This window comes from Streptomyces sp. NPDC007157, assembly GCF_040634235.1.
Lineage (GTDB): Bacteria > Actinomycetota > Actinomycetes > Streptomycetales > Streptomycetaceae > Streptomyces.
Window position 1 is genome coordinate 24370 of sequence record NZ_JBEYFE010000018.1, and the last position, 15962, is coordinate 40331.

15 protein-coding genes and 1 pseudogene are annotated in these 15962 nt (G+C 71.2%); 9 read left to right on the forward strand and 7 right to left on the reverse strand.

Annotated elements, in window-relative coordinates:
- The first annotated feature begins 23 nt into the window (after positions 1 to 23).
- Entirely contained in the window at positions 24 to 530 is a 507-nt protein-coding gene (locus tag ABZ642_RS29110; RefSeq protein ID WP_360489408.1) for a SigE family RNA polymerase sigma factor, read from the forward strand.
- A gap of 38 nt (positions 531 to 568) precedes the next feature.
- A complete protein-coding gene (locus tag ABZ642_RS29115) occupies positions 569 to 1858 on the forward strand; it encodes a hypothetical protein (protein ID WP_360489409.1) in 1290 nt (429 codons plus the stop codon).
- Here ABZ642_RS29115 and ABZ642_RS29120 read toward each other — a convergent pair.
- Entirely contained in the window at positions 1836 to 1985 is a 150-nt protein-coding gene (locus tag ABZ642_RS29120) for a hypothetical protein (protein WP_360489410.1), read from the reverse strand. The two genes, ABZ642_RS29115 and ABZ642_RS29120, sit on opposite strands and share 23 nt — an antisense overlap.
- 168 nt (positions 1986 to 2153) lie before the next feature.
- On the opposite strand from ABZ642_RS29120, the gene ABZ642_RS29125 reads away from it, so the two are divergent.
- Both ABZ642_RS29125 and ABZ642_RS29130 read left to right on the forward strand, forming a co-directional pair.
- A complete protein-coding gene (locus tag ABZ642_RS29125; RefSeq protein WP_360489411.1) occupies positions 2154 to 2582 on the forward strand; it encodes a hypothetical protein in 429 nt (142 codons plus the stop codon).
- Positions 2583 to 2826: 244 nt separating this feature from the next.
- Positions 2827 to 3129 carry a hypothetical protein gene (locus tag ABZ642_RS29130; protein ID WP_360489412.1) on the forward strand — a complete coding sequence of 101 codons (303 nt, stop codon included), beginning with the start codon at positions 2827 to 2829 and terminating at the stop codon, positions 3127 to 3129.
- 154 nt (positions 3130 to 3283) lie between these two features.
- Here the strand turns inward: ABZ642_RS29130 and ABZ642_RS29135 are convergent, their stop codons facing one another.
- Positions 3284 to 4243: a helix-turn-helix domain-containing protein gene (locus ABZ642_RS29135; RefSeq protein WP_360489413.1), complete on the reverse strand. Its 960-nt coding sequence runs from the start codon at positions 4241 to 4243 to the stop codon at positions 3284 to 3286.
- A 144-nt stretch (positions 4244 to 4387) separates the two neighbouring features.
- On the opposite strand from ABZ642_RS29135, the gene ABZ642_RS29140 reads away from it, so the two are divergent.
- From ABZ642_RS29140 to ABZ642_RS29155, 4 genes and pseudogenes are all read left to right on the forward strand, one after another.
- Entirely contained in the window at positions 4388 to 4858 is a 471-nt protein-coding gene (locus ABZ642_RS29140) for a hypothetical protein (protein ID WP_360489414.1), read from the forward strand.
- A gap of 54 nt (positions 4859 to 4912) precedes the next feature.
- Positions 4913 to 6409: pseudogene (locus tag ABZ642_RS29145) on the forward strand (alginate lyase family protein); the annotation flags it as partial.
- 214 nt (positions 6410 to 6623) lie between these two features.
- Entirely contained in the window at positions 6624 to 8318 is a 1695-nt protein-coding gene (gene ctaD, locus ABZ642_RS29150; protein ID WP_360489415.1) for a cytochrome c oxidase subunit I, read from the forward strand.
- Entirely contained in the window at positions 8315 to 8683 is a 369-nt protein-coding gene (locus ABZ642_RS29155) for a cytochrome C oxidase subunit I (protein ID WP_360489416.1), read from the forward strand. Before ctaD ends, ABZ642_RS29155 begins: the two co-directional genes overlap by 4 nt.
- Here the strand turns inward: ABZ642_RS29155 and ABZ642_RS29160 are convergent.
- On the reverse strand, positions 8669 to 10186 hold the full coding sequence (locus ABZ642_RS29160; protein ID WP_360489417.1) for an MFS transporter: 1518 nt from the start codon (positions 10184 to 10186) through the stop codon (positions 8669 to 8671). The genes ABZ642_RS29155 and ABZ642_RS29160 overlap by 15 nt on opposite strands.
- Before the next feature lie 70 nt (positions 10187 to 10256).
- Positions 10257 to 11519, reverse strand: a complete 1263-nt coding sequence (locus ABZ642_RS29165) for a DUF445 domain-containing protein (RefSeq protein WP_360489554.1) — start codon at positions 11517 to 11519, stop codon at positions 10257 to 10259.
- 285 nt (positions 11520 to 11804) lie between these two features.
- Here ABZ642_RS29165 and ABZ642_RS29170 point away from each other — a divergent pair, with 285 nt between their 5' ends.
- Positions 11805 to 13145, forward strand: a complete 1341-nt coding sequence (locus ABZ642_RS29170; protein ID WP_360489418.1) for an SGNH/GDSL hydrolase family protein — start codon at positions 11805 to 11807, stop codon at positions 13143 to 13145.
- 139 nt (positions 13146 to 13284) lie between these two features.
- Here the strand turns inward: ABZ642_RS29170 and ABZ642_RS29175 are convergent, their stop codons facing one another.
- From ABZ642_RS29175 to ABZ642_RS29185, 3 genes are all read right to left on the reverse strand, one after another.
- Positions 13285 to 14070, reverse strand: coding sequence for a DUF1707 domain-containing protein (locus ABZ642_RS29175; RefSeq protein ID WP_360489419.1), 786 nt, complete (start codon positions 14068 to 14070; stop codon positions 13285 to 13287).
- Positions 14071 to 14079: 9 nt separating this feature from the next.
- Positions 14080 to 15096 (reverse strand): ATP-binding cassette domain-containing protein, encoded by a 1017-nt coding sequence (locus ABZ642_RS29180; RefSeq protein WP_360489420.1) that lies wholly within the window; start codon positions 15094 to 15096, stop codon positions 14080 to 14082.
- A 71-nt stretch (positions 15097 to 15167) separates the two neighbouring features.
- Complete coding sequence (locus ABZ642_RS29185) at positions 15168 to 15932, reverse strand: ABC transporter permease (RefSeq protein WP_360489555.1); 765 nt, start codon at positions 15930 to 15932, stop codon at positions 15168 to 15170.
- Positions 15933 to 15962 lie beyond the last annotated feature (30 nt).

The window sequence follows — 15962 nt, forward strand, 5'->3', positions numbered from 1 at the left end:
GCCGGGGACGGGGGAGGTTACGGATGGGGCAGGGCTCTGGGGAGGACTTCGCCGAGTTCGCCGCGGTGCGGGCCGGGCACATGTACCGGTCGGCCTGTCTGCTCACCGCCGGGGACACCCATCTCGCGGAGGACCTGGTGCAGGAGGCCCTCGGGCGGATCTACCTCCGGTGGAGCCGGGTCTCCCGGGTCGGGAACCCCGCCGGGTACGCGCAGACCGTGCTCACCCGGACCTTCCTCGCCCACCGGCGTCGGTTCAGCAGCAGGGAGCGGGCCAGGGACTCGTTCCCCGAGTTCGCCGACACCGGCGCCGATCCCTCGCTGCGGCTGACCCTCCTGGACGCGCTCGCGCGGCTGCCCGCCAAGGACCGGGCCGTCGTCGTCCTGCGGTACTGGGAGGACCGGTCGATCCACGAGACGGCGGACGCCCTCAACGTGAGTTCGGCCGCCGTCCGTACGCGGTGCGTACGCGCCCTCGCGCGGTTGCGTGAGCTGCTGGGCGAGGACCTCGCCGAGTACGCCCGCTCCTGACATCAAGCGCATCAACTTTGTGGAAACGGTGGTTCGTCATGCCCGTGAAGCGGCAGCACAGCGACGGCGACAGCAGTAGCGATCCCTTCGAACTCCGGCTCTCCGCCGCCCTGCACGACGCCGGCGGCACCTTCGACACCGACCGGGGCGCGCTCGCGGCCGCCGGTACGGCGCGGGGGCGGCGGCTACGGCTGCGGCGGCGGACCACCGTGCTGGGCGGCGCCGCCGGTGTCGCGCTCGCCGGCGTGGGCGGTGCGCTGCTGGTGCCCTGGGGCGGGTCGTCGTCCGGACGGCCGCCCGCCGCCGTGAGCACGAACCCGCACGTCACCCGGTCCCCCACCGCCACCACCCGTGCCGTCACCTCGGACGACATGATCCGCACGCTGGAGAAGCTGCTGCCGAAGGGCACGTTCAGCAAGGCGGAGGGGCGGGGCGTCGACAAGAACGCGCCGCTCGTGGCCCCGTACGCGCAGCTCGTGTACGACGACGGTCACGGCGCCGCCGCCATCAGTGTCGCCGTGAACCGGGTGCTGCCGGGCGGGTCCGACGCCCGGCAGGCCGTCCAGTGCCCGGACAAGGTCTACATCCCGTACGACAGTTGTGTCACCAGCCATCTGCCCGACGCTTCCGTCGTCACCGTCGTGAAGGGGTACGAGTATCCCGACCGGCGGGTGGACACCAAGCTCTGGACCGCGAACCTCGTCACCCCGGACGGCCATCACGTCACCGTGAGCGAGTGGAACGCCGCCGCCGAGAAGGACGCGCCGATCAGCCGTGCCCAACCTCCCTTGTCAGCGACCCAGTTGAAGGTGCTCGCTGCCGCGGAGGACTGGCGTGGGGTGGTCGACGCCATTCCGGAGGATCCCCGGCAGACCCAGGAGCCGCCCACGGCGCCGGACGACGGCGACGGCGGCAAGGCGATCCGGCAGACCCTCGCCTCACTGATCCCCAAGGGGCTCAAGGTCGTGGCGCACGGTGCCGATGACGACGACCAGTTCACCTACCTCGTCGTCGACGACGGCAAGGGCAGGAGCCTCGTCCAGATCAACGTGCAGCCGAACATGTCCGACGTCGCGGGTCAGCTGTTCGGGGCCGGTTCCGAGACCCTCCCCGACGGCACCCAGGTCGCCGAGCGGCAGGGGCCCGGGGAGAAGGGGGGCGACGGGGTCGTCATGTGGACCGTCGACACCATGCGCACCGACGGCTTCCGCGTGGTGATCAGCGCCTTCAACTCCGGCTCCCAGCAGACCGCCGCGACCCGCACCGCCCCGGCCCTGACCATGAAGCAGCTGCGCGCCATCGCGCTCAGCCCCAAGTGGAGGTCATGAAGGCCGTGATCGTCTCGTACAGCTCCGCCGGGGCGTCCAGGTGGACGTCGTGGGCGGCGTGCGGGACGACGGTGAGGTGCGTGGCCGGGCGGCGGGTGCGCATCTGGTCCGCTTCGGGCGCCGGCATCGTGCACTTCGGGTAGAGGCCGTCGGGGCGGTGGTCCAGGCCCCGTGGCCTACCCGATCATCCGATCCTCGGCCTCGGTGACCCGTCCGGGCGGCACACCACCCCGAACGGCAGAGTCACCGATGGCGCAGAATTGCGATCATGAAGTCGTCGTGAACCACTCATCACATGATCAGATACGCGATGCGTACGCTCTGCGCCGCCACCCTCGCGGCCGCTCCCCTCGCCCTGACCGCGACGCCTGCACAAGCCCTGACTTCATGTACGGTCAACGGCCGTCCCGTCTCCGGTACGACCGTCACCGGTACCGCCGGCTCCGACTACATCAGCTGCGGCGCCCTTGCCGTGGGCGATAGCGTCAACGGCTCGGGCGGGAGCGACTACATCGTCGTCAACGGCATCGTTGCCGGCACCGTCGACGGCGGCGCCGGCGGCGACTCCATCACGGCCAACGCCGGTACCACGGCGACCGGCAGGATCCTCGGCGGCGCCGACGGCGACTTCCTCACCGTCGGCCCGAACGCCGGCACCGTCGACGGCGGACTCGGGTCGGACTTCTGCCGAGTCGCTTCCGGTAACCCACCCATCAACTGCTGACCGGCAACGGGTTCGTTGGGCCGGCCGACCGCGACGCTCAGAGTGACCGGCCGGCGTGCCACAAACGCGGCGGCCACCCGGCCCGCTGCCCCCGCTCGGCGCACTCCGTCACCTCCGGAGCCGCATTTCGTCGATTCCCCAGGACTGACAAGGGTTGACAAGGGTCGACTCATGTTCGCTCAGCGCTGCCGCCGCCGAGTTAGCCTCGGGAAATCCAGGCAGAAGGTGGCAGAAGGAGACAGGCATGGCCAGGGTTCCCAGTTCGGTGATCGCCGCGAGCGGGCTTGTCGGAGGGTACGGCGTGGCCCGGTGGACGAAGAAGCGGCCGCTGGGTGGGGCCGTGCTGGCCGTCGCCGGGGGTGTCGCCGCGCGGCAGTGGCGGCAGCGGGCGGGCGGGAAGGCCGCCGGGGCGCTGTCCGTGGCGTACGTCGCCGCGTTCGCCGGGTCGCATCCGCTGGCCAAGAAGGTGGGCGCCTGGCCGTCCGTCTTCGGCGTGGCCGGTGCGGTGGCACTGGCGTCCTGGGCGGTCGCCGACCGGCGCGCCTGAGCGGCGTCGGCGCCAGGCGCTCCGCTGGAAGTGCCGTGCCCGGCCGTCACCCGACCGCGGCGCCGTCGTAGCCGGTCGCGCAGTTCCTCCCCCAGCCTTCGGCCGGGGGTACCCCCCAGCGCCCCTTCGGGGCACGGCCGAACACGGACTCCCGCTAGGAGGCGTCCGCGCTGCGGAACGCCCGCCGGTATGCCTGTGGGCTCGTGCCGACCACCCGGCGGAAGCGTTCCCGGAAGGCCGTCGGAGAGCCGAAGCCCGACTGGGTCGCGATGCGTTCCACGGGGTGCGCGGTGGTCTCCAGCAGGTGCTGTGCCCTGCGCACCCGCGCCCGGTGCAGCCACTGCAGCGGGGTCGTGCCGGTCTGGTCGCGGAAGCGGCGGTTGAGGGTACGGGTGCTCATGCCGGCCCGCGCCGCGACCTCCTCCAGCGTCAGGTCCCGGTCGCAGTTGTCCTCCAGCCAGCTCAGCAGCGGCTCCAGGGTGGCACCGGCCGGTGCCGGCGGCTGGTCGTGGACGATGAACTGGGCCTGGCCGCCCTCCCGTTCCAGCGGCATGACCGACATCCGGGCCGCGTGGGCGGCGACCGCCGAACCGTAGTCCATGCGGACCATGTGCAGGCACATGTCCATGGCCGCGGCCGCGCCCGCCGAGGTCAGGAACTGGCCGTTGTCGACGTAGAGGACGTTCGGGTCGATGTCGATGTCCGGGTGCAGCGCGGCGAGGGTGTCGGCCGCGGCCCAGTGCGTGGTGGCGCGCAGGCCGTCCAGGAGGCCGGTGGCCGCGAGGACGAACGCCCCGACGCAGACCGACGCGATCCGGGTGCCGTTCGCCGCCGCCGCGCGCAGGGCGTCGGCGACCTCGGCCGGGAGGACGTACGCGGGATCCGCGACGCCCGGCACGATGATCGTGTCCGCCTCGGCCAGCGCGTCCAGCCCGTACGGCGCCCTCACCGTGAACGCGCCGCCCGCCGCGGTCACCTCGCCGCCCGGCCCGCACACCCGGACCCGGTAGGCGTCCCGGCCGTCGGGCAGCCGGGCCCAGCCGAAGGTGTCGATCGGCACGGTGAAGTCGGACGGGACGACCTGGTCCAGGACCAGTACGGCGACGGTGTGCATGGCAGGAACGTACCCGCTCGACGGGTTCCCGCCAACCGGGGGCGAATGTCGCGAGGCGGCGGGACGCGTGGCTGGCGAGAATCCGTTGAGTGGTGGCAGAATCGCCGCTTCTGCAAGATCCTCCGGCCGCCTACGGTCGAGGCCGTGACCAAGTTCCTCCTAGCCGTCCATGTCCTCGCGGCGATCGTCGCGATCGGTCCCGTCACCGTCGCCGCCAGCATGTTCCCGCCGGCCGCCCGCCGCGCCATCGAGGCGCCGGACGACGTCCGCGCCGCCGGGACCCTTCAGCTGCTGTACCGGATCTGCCGGGTGTACGCCGTCGTCGGCGTCGCCGTCCCGGTGTTCGGGTTCGCCACCGCGAGCAACATGCATGTGCTGGGCAGCGCCTGGCTGATCACGTCGATCGCGCTCACCGCACTCGCGGCGGTCGTCCTCGCCGCGCTGGTGCTGCCTCGCCAGAGCGCACTGCTGGAGGGCGGCGCGGAGGGCGGCGCGGAGGGCGTGACGCGGCGGGCGACGGCCCGACTCGCCATGTTCACCGGGGTGTTCAATCTCCTCTGGGCCACGGTGACGGTTCTGATGATCGTGCGGCCGGGGTCGACGACGGGCGCCTGATCCGCTCCCCCCTGGTTTCTGTTATCGGGGCCGTTGCCGCCCGTCTCCCAGGGCATGCACACGACTCGACAGATCAGCCGCCGGAGCCTGCTGAAGGCCTCGGGAGCGACGGTGGGTGCCGCCACCGGGATCACCGCGGGGATCACCGCGGGGGTCCGGCCCGCCGCGGCGGCCGACGGGGCCTTCGCCCACCCCGGCCTGCTGCACACCCGTACCGATCTCGACCGCATGGCCGCCAAGGTGCGGGCGGGCGCCGCGCCCTACACGGCCGGGTTCGCCCGGCTCACCGCCAACCGGCACGCACAGAGCGGCTGGCAGGCACGGCCGCAGGCGGTGGTCTACCGGGGCTCGGGCACCCCGGAGAACTACGCGCTGCTCTACAACGACATCCACGCCGCCTACCAGAACGCCCTGCGCTACCACGTGACCGGCGAGAGCGAGTACGCCGACACCGCCGTCGCGGTCCTCAACGCCTGGTCGTCCGCCCTCACCGCGGTCAACGGGTCCGCCGACCGGTTCCTGGCCGCCGGGCTGTACGGCTACCAGTTCGCCAACGCCGCCGAACTCGTCCGCGACCACGGGGACTTCGAGCTCGCCCGCTTCCAGGAGATGCTCAGCAAGCTCTTCGCCGCCCCCAGCGACGACTTCCTCGTCCGGCACAACGGCGCCGTCGTCTCCAACTACTGGACCAACTGGGACCTCGCCGCCATGGCCTGCGTCCTGGCCACCGGCGTCTTCTGCGACGACCGGGCCCAGGTCGCCCGCGCGGTCGACTACTTCAAGCACGGCGACGGGCTCGGGTCGATCAGGAACGCCATTCCCGTCGTGTACGACGAGGAGGCGGACGGCGGACTCGGCGAATGGCTGGAGGCGGGGCGCGACCAGGGTCACGCGCTCCTCGGGGTGGGCCTGATGGGCACGTTCTGCGAGATGGCCTGGAACCAGGGCATCGACCTGTACGGCTACGACGACAGCCGGTTCCTCAAGGGGGCTCAGTACGTCGCCAAGTGGAGCATGGGCGGGCAGGTGCCGTACACCGCGAACACCCGGAGGAAGGGGGCGGTCGGCGGCTGGTCGGGCACCGAGACGGCGACCGCGGCGGCCGGGGTGGACCCGGCGATGACCCGCCCCGTCTGGGCGATGATCGCCAACCACTACACCCGACGGCGGGGCTTGTCGGCGACGTACGTCACCCGGATCGCGGCGAAGGCCGCGCCGGAGGGCGGCGGCGGGGACTACGGGCCGAACAGCGGGGGGTACGACCAACTGGGCTTCGGGACTTTGACGTTCACCCGGGACCGGGCGCAGGCGGCAGGGGGTACGACTCCGTCCGCGAGTCCGACGGCACCGGCATCGGTATCGCCCTCCGCGTCCGCTCCGGCGTCGGCCTTGTCCTCCGCATCCGCTCCGGCGTCGGCGTCGTCCTCCCCGTCGGCCGTGGGCAAGGGCGACGACCTCGCCGCCACCGGGTCCGGTGATGTCGTCGGGTGGACCGCGGCCACGGGGATCACCGCGCTGGCGGGCGGGCTGCTCCTGCTGCGCAGGCGGGGGCACCGGGCCGACCGGGCACCGGCGCCGAGGCCGACTAGGCACCGGCCGCCGGGAGGCCGGGCGGGCGCCGGGCTTGCTCCACCCGTGGGTCCTGCTCACGCGTTCGGCCGTATGCGGGCGGCTCGGGGCTTCTCTCCCGGCCCGGAGCCGCCAGGATGGCCGGAGGATCACGCCATGGTGCGGGCGAACCGCGAGCGTCTGGAGACACACACCGGTGACCGTTCTCAACGACCCCGAGCCCTCTGCCGTCCCCCACTACGACAGTGAGGTGCCGGTGCGAGGGCGGCAGCCCGGCAATGTCGTGGTGAAGTGGCTGACGACCACCGACCACAAGACCATCGGCACGCTGTATCTGCTCACGTCGTTCGGGTTCTTCCTGATCGGCGGTGTGATGGCGTTGGTCATGCGCGCCGAGCTCGCCCGGCCGGGTCTGCAGATCGTCTCGAACGAGCAGTTCAACCAGGCGTTCACGATGCACGGCACGGTGATGCTGCTGATGTTCGCGACCCCGTTGTTCGCGGGCTTCACGAACTGGATCATGCCGCTCCAGATCGGTGCGCCGGACGTGGCCTTCCCGCGGCTGAACATGTTCGCCTACTGGCTGTACCTGTTCGGCTCGACCATCGCCGTCGGTGGCTTCCTCACCCCGCAGGGCGCGGCCGACTTCGGCTGGTTCGCCTACTCGCCGCTGTCGGACGCGATCCGCTCGCCGGGCCTCGGTTCCGACATGTGGATCATGGGTCTGGCCTTCTCCGGCTTCGGCACCATCCTCGGCGCGGTCAACTTCATCACCACGATCATCTGCATGCGCGCGCCCGGCATGACCATGTTCCGGATGCCGATCTTCGTGTGGAACGTGCTGCTGACCGCCGTCCTGGTCCTCTTCGCCTTCCCCGTCCTCGCCGCCGCGCTGTTCGCGCTGGAGGCGGACCGCAAGTTCGGCGCCCATGTCTTCGATGCCGCAAACGGCGGCGCGCTGCTGTGGCAGCACCTCTTCTGGTTCTTCGGCCACCCGGAGGTGTACATCATCGCGCTGCCGTTCTTCGGCATCGTGACCGAGGTGCTCCCGGTCTTCTCCCGCAAGCCGGTCTTCGGCTACATGGGCCTGGTCGCGGCGACCATCGCGATCGCCGGTCTGTCCGTGACGGTGTGGGCGCACCACATGTACGTCACCGGCGGTGTGCTACTGCCGTTCTTCGCCTTCATGACCTTCCTGATCGCGGTACCGACCGGGGTGAAGTTCTTCAACTGGATCGGCACCATGTGGAAGGGCTCGGTGTCCTTCGAGACGCCGATGCTGTGGGCGACGGGCTTCCTGGTGACATTCCTGTTCGGTGGTCTGACCGGTGTCATCCTGGCCTCGCCGCCGATGGACTTCCACGTCTCCGACTCGTACTTCGTGGTGGCGCACTTCCACTACGTGGTCTTCGGCACGGTCGTCTTCGCGATGTTCGCCGGCTTCCACTTCTGGTGGCCGAAGATGACCGGCAAGATGCTCGACGAGCGGCTCGGCAAGATCACCTTCTGGACGCTGTTCATCGGCTTCCACACCACGTTCCTGGTCCAGCACTGGCTGGGCGCCGAGGGCATGCCGCGCCGGTACGCCGACTACCTGGCCGCCGACGGCTTCACCACCCTCAACACGATCTCGTCCATCGGTTCGTTCCTGCTCGGCCTGTCGATCCTGCCGTTCCTCTACAACGTGTGGAAGACCGCCAGGTACGGCAAGCCGGTCGGCGTCGACGACCCGTGGGGCTACGGCCGTTCGCTGGAGTGGGCGACCTCCTGCCCGCCGCCGCGGCACAACTTCGTCACCCTGCCCCGGATCCGCAGCGAATCCCCCGCGTTCGACCTGCACCACCCCGACATCGCCCTGGCCGAGGCCGAGGCCCAGGGCGTCCACTCATGACCGACGCGGAACACCGGGTGGGCGACAGACCGCAGCAGGGAGCCGACGGGAACCTCGCCGACGAGGTGGAGGGATACCTGCTGTGGCAGGCCAGGATCGCGGAGGCCGAGCAGCGGGCCAGGCAGTTCACCGGGCACCTGGACTGGCTGACCACGGCCCAGCGTGACGAGGTCGAACGCCACTACGTCGAGGACAGCCTCAAGCGCGCCCGGCAGGACCTCGAACGGATCGCCGCCCGGTGTGTCTCCCTGCGGGGCGAGTACGAGCGGCGCTACCGCGGGCTGCGGGCGCGCTGTGCGGGCTGGACCCTGGCCGTGTGCGGGGGCGCCGCCTTCCTGGCGACGGCCGTGTCACTGGGCCGTTGAGAGCCCCTTTCCCCCGCCCGGCGGCGCAGCCGTCAGCGGGGTGGCGATGTCCTCCAGCGACCGGCGCTCCGCGTTCACCGCGCACACCACCGCCACCAGCCCCGCCGCGCACATCAGGCCCGCGCCGATCTGGAAGGCCAGGACCGTGTCGGCCACCTTCCCCGTCCCCGTCAGGTCGGCGAACAGGAGCGGGCCGCTGATGCCGCCCGCCGCTGTGCCCAGCGCGTAGAAGAAGGCGATCGACATCGCCCTCGTCTCCATCGGGAAGATCTCGGACACCGTCAGGTACGCGCTGGACGCTCCCGCCGACGCGAAGAACAGCACCACGCACCAGCACGCCGTCAGCGTCCCCGCCGTCAGCACGCCCCGGTCGAACAGCCATGCCGTGAGGAACAGCAGCACCCCGGAGAGCAGGTACGTCGACGAGATCATCACCCGCCTGCCCACGGTGTCGAAGAGCTTGCCCAGCAGCAGGGGGCCGAAGAAGTTGCCGACCGCGATGACCGCGAAGTAGTAGCCCGTGTCGCCGGTCGGCACGTCGAAGAACTTGGTGAGGATCGTGCCGAAGCCGAAGGTGATCGCGTTGTAGAGGAACGCCTGGCCGACGAAGAGGGAGAAGCCGAGGACGGCCCGGCGCCGGTAGTCGTGGAAGACCGTGCGGGCGATCTCGCGGAAGGTGACCGCGGAGCGCTGGTGGATCACCAGTTCGCTCGCCGGTTCGGGGAGCGGCTCGCCCTTCTCGGCCTCCACCTGGTGCTCGATCGAGGAGACGATCTCCTCCGCCTCCTGCTCCCTGCCGTGGATCAGCAGCCAGCGCGGGCTCTCCGGGACGTTCCGCCGTACCAGCAGGATGACCAGGCCCAGGACCACCCCCAGCGCGAAGGTCAGGCGCCAGCCCACGTCCTTCGCCAGGAAGTCCGTGTTGAGCGCGACGATCGAGAGCAGCGAACCGCCGACCGCGCCCACCCAGAAGCTGCCGTTGATGATCAGGTCGACGCGGCCCCGGTAGTAGGCCGGGATCAGTTCGTCGATCGCGGAGTTGATCGCCGCGTACTCGCCGCCGATGCCGAAGCCGGTCAGGAAGCGGAAGATGAAGAACCACCAGGGAGCGAAGGAGATCGAGGTCAGGGCGGTGGCGGCCAGATAGACCACCAGGGTGATCATGAAGAGCTTCTTGCGGCCGTGCCGGTCGGTCAGGCGGCCCCAGAAGAGGGCTCCGACGCAGGCGCCGGCCACGTACAGCGCGGCCGCCGTGCCGGTGACCTGGGAGGCGGAGATCGCGAGCCCGCTGCCCGGTTCCGACAGGCGGCTCGCGATATTGCCCACGACCGTGACCTCTAGCCCGTCCAGGATCCAGACCGTGCCGAGGCCGATGACGATCGTCCAGTGCCAGCGGGACCACGGGAGGCGGTCCAGTCGGGCCGGGAGCCGGGTGGTGATCGTCCGGCCGCCGCCATGACCGCCGTCCACGCCGTCCACGCCCACGTCCGCACCCGTAGCCATCCGCGCCTCCTCGGCCGGCGAGAGAACCGAAACGCCGGCCGAGTGCCCCGCTCCGCGCGATCGAAGCGCCCTACGCGCCCAGCGCCCGCGACACCGTGAAGATCAGCACTCCGGCCAGCGACCCCACCACCGTGCCATTGATCCGGATGAACTGCAGGTCGCGGCCGATGTGCGCCTCGATCTTCCGGGTGGTGTGCTCGGCGTCCCAGCCCGCCACGGTGTCGGTGATCAGGGACGTGATCTCCTTGCGGTAGGTCGACACCACGTGCACGGCCGCGCCCTCCACCCAGCTGTCGACCTTGTCCTGGACCTTGCGCTCACCGGCCATCCGGGCGCCCAGGGAGATCAGGGAGGCGCGCACGCGCAGCCGCAGTTCGCTGCGCTCGTCCTCGGCCGCCGAGACGATCATGGACCGTACGGCCGTCCAGGCGGACGCGATCAGGTCCTGCACCTCGCCCCGGCCCAGGACCTCGCCCTTGAGCCGCTCGACCCGGGCCCGGGTGTCGGTGTCGGACTGGAGGTCGTTCGCGAAGTCGGAGAGGAAGCGGTCGAGGGCGCCGCGCGCCGGGTGCGACGGCATGTCCCGCATCTCGGCGCAGAAGCGCAGCAGTTCCTTGTAGACGCGCTCACCGACCCGCCGGTCCACGAACCGGGGCGTCCAGCCGGGCGCCCCGCCCTGCACGGCGTCCATCACGGAGTCCCCGTGCTGCACCAGCCAGTCGTACGCCCGGCTGACGACCAGGTCCACGACCCGCCGGTGACCGCCGTCGGCGACGACCCGGTCCAGCATCTTGCCGATGCCGGGGGCGATCTCCTGGGCGTCGGCCCGCCGGGTGATGGCCTCGCCGACCACGGCCTGCACGTCGGAGTCGCGCAGCACGGTCAGGGCGCCGCGCAGCGCGGTCGCCAGCTCCGCCGTCACCCGGTCGGCGTTCTTCGGCTCCGCCAGCCACGCGCCGAGCCGGCCGGCGATGCCGACGGCGTGCAACCGCTGCCGTACGACGTCCTGGGAGAGGAAGTTCTCGCCGACGAACTCGCCCAGCGAGACGCCCAGCTGGTCCTTCTTCGTCGGGATGATCGCGGTGTGCGGGATGGGCAGGCCGAGCGGGTGCCGGAACAGGGCGGTCACCGCGAACCAGTCGGCGAGCGCGCCGACCATGCCCGCCTCGGCCGCCGCGGCCACGTAGTCCGCCCAGGAGCCGGCGCCCGCGCCGGACGCCCACTTGGCCAGCACGTACACCAGGGCGACGAGCAGCAGGAGGCCGGTCGCGGTGGTCTTCATGCGCCGTACGCCGCGCTGGCGCTCCTCGTCGGCGGGCGTGAAGGCGTTCATCGACTTGTAGGACGGGGTGCTCGACGGGGTGCTCCCCGCCCGGCCGTCCCCCCGGCCGTCTCCCCGATCGGGCGCGTGGCCGTCGGTGTCCGGCGTTTCCGTACGTTCCTCCATCTGCTCCACCCGTTCGCAGCCGGTCTCACCCTCATGGTGATCCCGCACATATTGTCCCTTCCTGAGCTACTCCTGGAACGGAACAGGAGTTCCCACCGTCTGTCTCTTCGGAAAAGTCCGGCAGGCCGCCCGTCAGAGGCCTGCCCGTCGTTCGAGGAGAACTGAACACGCATGACCCGGCGTCACCACGGTTACGCCCTGCTCAGCGCGGTCGTCGCGCTGATCGTGGCCCTGTCCGCCGCCCTCTACGCCGGCGTCGCCGCCGACGGTCCGTCCCGGAGCGCCGCCGTCACGGGCGGCGGGAGCCACCACCACGGCGCCTCGGCGGCGCCCGCATCGGCCGGTACCTGGGTCGGCGCCTGGTCGGCGTCCCCGGTGGGCGGCGAACCGGGCACCGAGACGGAGGGGCTGGCGGGCCGGTCCGTGCGCAACGTCGTGCACACGACCGCGTCCGGTACGAGCGCCCGGATCACGCTCTCCAACCTGTACGGCCAGTCGGCGCTCACCATCACCCACGCCTCGATCGCCCTCGCGGCCGGCCACGACACGGCGGCGGCCGACGCCGGGACCATGCGGCGGCTCACCTTCGGCGGCTCCGCGTCCGTCGTCGTGCCGGCGGGCGGGCAGGTGGTCGGCGACCCGGTGGCGATCCGGGTGCCGCGGGCGGCGGACGTGCTGGTCACGACGTACTCCCCGACGCCGTCCGGGCCGGTGACCTACCACCCGCGGGCCCGTCAGGTGTCGTACGTCGCGGACGGCGACCGTACGCAGGACGCGGACGCGTCCGCGTACACCGGGCAGACGCCGTACTGGCGTTACCTCACCGCGCTGGACGTGCTGAGCGACGACTCCGCGGGCACGGTGGTGGTGTTCGGGGACTCGCTGACCGACGGGATCACCTCGACGCAGGGGGCGAACCGGCGCTGGCCGGACGTGCTGGCGGGGCGGCTGCGGCGAGCCCTGGCGGGGGGTTCCGACGTGCCGCGCTACAGCGTGGTCAACGAGGGGATCAGCGGCAACCAGGTCCTCATGGACGGGCTCGGGCGGCCGCCGGAGAACGAGAGCGGTGTCGGGCGCTTCGCCCGTGACGTGCTGTCCCGTCCGAACGTCAAGGTCGTCGTCATCGATCTCGGGATCAACGACATCCTGCGCAACCGTCGGCTCGCCGACCCGGACGCGGTCGTCGCCGGGCTGCGCGGGCTCGTCCGCGCGGCGCATGCGCGCGGGCTCAAGGTGGTGGGGGCGACGCTGATGCCCTTCCAGGGCCACCGTGGCTGGTCGCCGGCGAAGGAAACGGTTCGCCAGGAGATCAACGAGCGGATCCGGGCGGGGCGGGTGTACGACGCGGTGACCGACTTCGACAGGGCACTGCGGGACCCTTACGCACCGAACCGACTCCGCCCCTACTACGACTCCGGCGACCACCTCCACCCGAACGACAGCGGCTTCGCGAAGATGGCCGACACGTTCGCCCTGACCGACTTGAGGGGAGCCGGCTCGACGGAACTGTGAGGGAACGCCCCGCACAGACGTCCCGCCGCGACCCGTGCCGAACGGCCGGCGGTTCCCCGCGGGCCGGTGGTTCCCCGCGGGCCGGTGGGGGCCGGTCGCGCAGTTGCCCGCGCCCCCAGGTGGGCTGCCCCGCCGCCGCTCAGTAGTGGCCGTGCCTCCGGCGGCTCCGGTCCTCGCGGCGCTCTTCTCGTTCGGCCCTGCGCTCCTCGCGCAACTCGTGGCGGGCCGCGTGGAGTTCGTGGCGGGAGGATTTGCGGTCCAGTCTTTCCTGGCGGCGTTCTTCCTTGAGGCGTTGACGTTCCGCCCTGGTGACCTTGTGTTCCACCTGGACACCGCCCCAGAAGGCGAAGCCGGTCACGATCACCCGCGGTGCGGCCGGGTCCGGCGGGGTGCCCTCCTCGCGGTGGTCGAAGCCGCCCATGATGCCGATGCCGCGCATCACGACCTCGACACCCGGCGGCACGATCACGCTCATCCCGCCCATGATCGCGACGCAGTTGATCTCGATCTCGCGGTCCGCGAAGTTCGCCTCGCGCAGGTCGATCTCGCCACCGCCCCAGAACACCAGGCTGTTGAAGCGTTTGGGTGCCGTCCAGCGGCCCTTGCGCTGGAAGCCGGACATCACGGCCACCGCCCAGGAGGACGAGCCCTCGCCGCCGACTATCCGGCCTCCCCAACCGCCGCTGTCCACCGGCGGCTTGTTCAGTGACACCGACGGGAACACCGACGGCGAACCGGCCGCCGCGGGAAGGTCTCTCGTGATCGGCGTCAGCTCACCGTACGTACGGGCCTTGTACGTGGCCTCCAGGCGCTCCTCGAACTCCTCCATGTCGAGCCGCCCCTCCGCGAGGGCGTCCCTGAGGACCTCGGCGACTCGTTCGCGATCGGCGTCGGAGGCACGCAGCTCCGGAGCATCGTCGGTCATGAGTGCAGACTACGAGTTCCGGTCGCCCGGCACTACGGCGTCGTGCGCCCCGAGTGAGGTCCTCGGCGTCTCCAAGGAACCCAGCATCTTCGCGATCACCGTCTCGATGTCCGGTTCCCGGACGGAGAGGTCCACCAAGGGATACTCCGCCGCGATCCGCGCCACCAGCGGCGCCGCCGACTCCGACGCCGGGAACGCCAGCCACTGCCGTGGGCCCTCCACCTTCACCACCCGCGCCGACCCGCCCGTCTCGACCGGCGGCAGCTCCCGCTCCAGGTCCACCACCAGGGTCCGTTCGCTCTCCCCCGCCTCGTGCAGACCGGCGAGCGGACCGTCGTACACCAGCCGTCCGTGGTCGATGACCATCACGCGCGAGCACAACTGCTCGATGTCCTGGAGGTCGTGGGTGGTCAGCAGGACCGTGGTGCCGCGCTCGGTGTTCAGCTCCCGCAGGAACTCACGGACCTTGGCCTTGGAGACGACGTCCAGGCCGATCGTCGGCTCGTCCAGGTACAGCACCTCCGGGTCGTGCAGCAGCGCCGCCACGATGTCGCCGCGCATCCGCTGGCCCAGCGAGAGCTGCCGTACCGGAACGTCCAACAGGCTCTCCAGGGAGAGGAGTTCGACCAGCCGGTCCAGGTTCTCGCGGTACCGCGCGTCGGGGATGCGATACATGCGGTGCATCAGGCGGTAGGAGTCGATGAGCGGGAGGTCCCACCACAGCGTGGTGCGCTGGCCGAAGACGACACCGATGCGGTGGGCCAGTTTCGTGCGCTCCCGCGACGGGTCGATGCCCGCCACCCGCAGCCGGCCGCCGCTCGGTGTCAGGATCCCCGTCAGCATCTTGATCGTCGTCGACTTCCCGGCACCGTTCGGGCCGATGTAGCCGACCATCTCGCCGCGCTCCACCACGAAGGAGAGCGCGTCCACCGCCCGTACCTGCCGGCGCTCCCGTTTCAGGAAGCCGGTCCTGCGCCGGACCTCGAAGACCTTCTCCACCCGGTCCACTTCAATGAACACCGTCAACTCCCGTGCTCCGTCCGACTCCCCGTGCCCCGTCCGACTCCCCGTGCTCCGGTCAACTCCCCGTGCTCGGGTCAACTCCCCGTGCTCCGGTACGACCTGAGCCCCGCCCGCCACGCCAGTCCCGCCAGCGCGCAGCACACCACCGCCACCAGCGGCGGAGACCACGCCGTCCACTCCGGGAGCCGCAGCGGATACGGCCGCCCCAGCACATACGCGGCCGGCACCCAGTTGACGAAGGCCAGCGGCAGCAGGAAGGTCACCCCGCGGACGAAGTCCCGCCCGAACACCGTCGGCGGGTACTGGAGCAGCGTCGTACCGCCGTAGGTGAACGCGTTCTGCACCTCGGCCGCGTCCTGCGCCACGAACTGGAAGGTCGCGCCCGCCAGGAACAGCGCGCAGAAGATCACCGCGCCGCTGATCACGGTCACCGGCACCAGCAGCACCTTCGCCGCCGTCCACTCGACGTCCACGGCGGACAGCGCGTACCCCAGCACCAGCCCGCCCTGCACGACCCGGCCCAGGCGGCGCAGCGCGAAGCGGTCCGCGCCGAGCTGGGCGAGCACCGGAGCCGGCCGCACCAGCAGGATGTCGAAGGAGCCGTCACGGATCCGGGTGCCCAGCACGTCCATCGAGCCGAAGACCAGGTCGGCGAAGCCGAACGCGGTCGTGGACAGCCCGTACAGGAAGGCCACCTCGGGCATGGTCCAGCCGCCCAGCCGGTCGACCTGCGTGAACATCAGCAGGATCGTGGCGAAGTCCAGGCCGGTCACCGTCAGGTTGCCGAACATCGTGAGGAAGAAGGACGTGCGGTAGGTCAGGGAGGAACGGATCCACATCCCGGCGATCAGCCAGTACGCCCGCACGCC

What these genes read in the sequence shown, in the direction of transcription:
- ABZ642_RS29110 (WP_360489408.1), top strand. Translation starts at nt 24, where the DNA reads ATGGGGCAGGGCTCTGGGGAGGACTTCGCCGAGTTCGCCGCGGTGCGG.
- ABZ642_RS29115 (WP_360489409.1), top strand. Translation starts at nt 569, where the DNA reads ATGCCCGTGAAGCGGCAGCACAGCGACGGCGACAGCAGTAGCGATCCC.
- ABZ642_RS29120 (WP_360489410.1), bottom strand. Translation starts at nt 1,985, where the DNA reads ATGCCGGCGCCCGAAGCGGACCAGATGCGCACCCGCCGCCCGGCCACG.
- ABZ642_RS29125 (WP_360489411.1), top strand. Translation starts at nt 2,154, where the DNA reads ATGATCAGATACGCGATGCGTACGCTCTGCGCCGCCACCCTCGCGGCC.
- ABZ642_RS29130 (WP_360489412.1), top strand. Translation starts at nt 2,827, where the DNA reads ATGGCCAGGGTTCCCAGTTCGGTGATCGCCGCGAGCGGGCTTGTCGGA.
- ABZ642_RS29135 (WP_360489413.1), bottom strand. Translation starts at nt 4,243, where the DNA reads ATGCACACCGTCGCCGTACTGGTCCTGGACCAGGTCGTCCCGTCCGAC.
- ABZ642_RS29155 (WP_360489416.1), top strand. Translation starts at nt 8,315, where the DNA reads ATGACCGACGCGGAACACCGGGTGGGCGACAGACCGCAGCAGGGAGCC.
- ABZ642_RS29160 (WP_360489417.1), bottom strand. Translation starts at nt 10,186, where the DNA reads ATGGCTACGGGTGCGGACGTGGGCGTGGACGGCGTGGACGGCGGTCAT.
- ABZ642_RS29165 (WP_360489554.1), bottom strand. Translation starts at nt 11,519, where the DNA reads ATGAACGCCTTCACGCCCGCCGACGAGGAGCGCCAGCGCGGCGTACGG.
- ABZ642_RS29170 (WP_360489418.1), top strand. Translation starts at nt 11,805, where the DNA reads ATGACCCGGCGTCACCACGGTTACGCCCTGCTCAGCGCGGTCGTCGCG.
- ABZ642_RS29175 (WP_360489419.1), bottom strand. Translation starts at nt 14,070, where the DNA reads ATGACCGACGATGCTCCGGAGCTGCGTGCCTCCGACGCCGATCGCGAA.
- ABZ642_RS29185 (WP_360489555.1), bottom strand. Translation starts at nt 15,932, where the DNA reads ATGTGGATCCGTTCCTCCCTGACCTACCGCACGTCCTTCTTCCTCACG.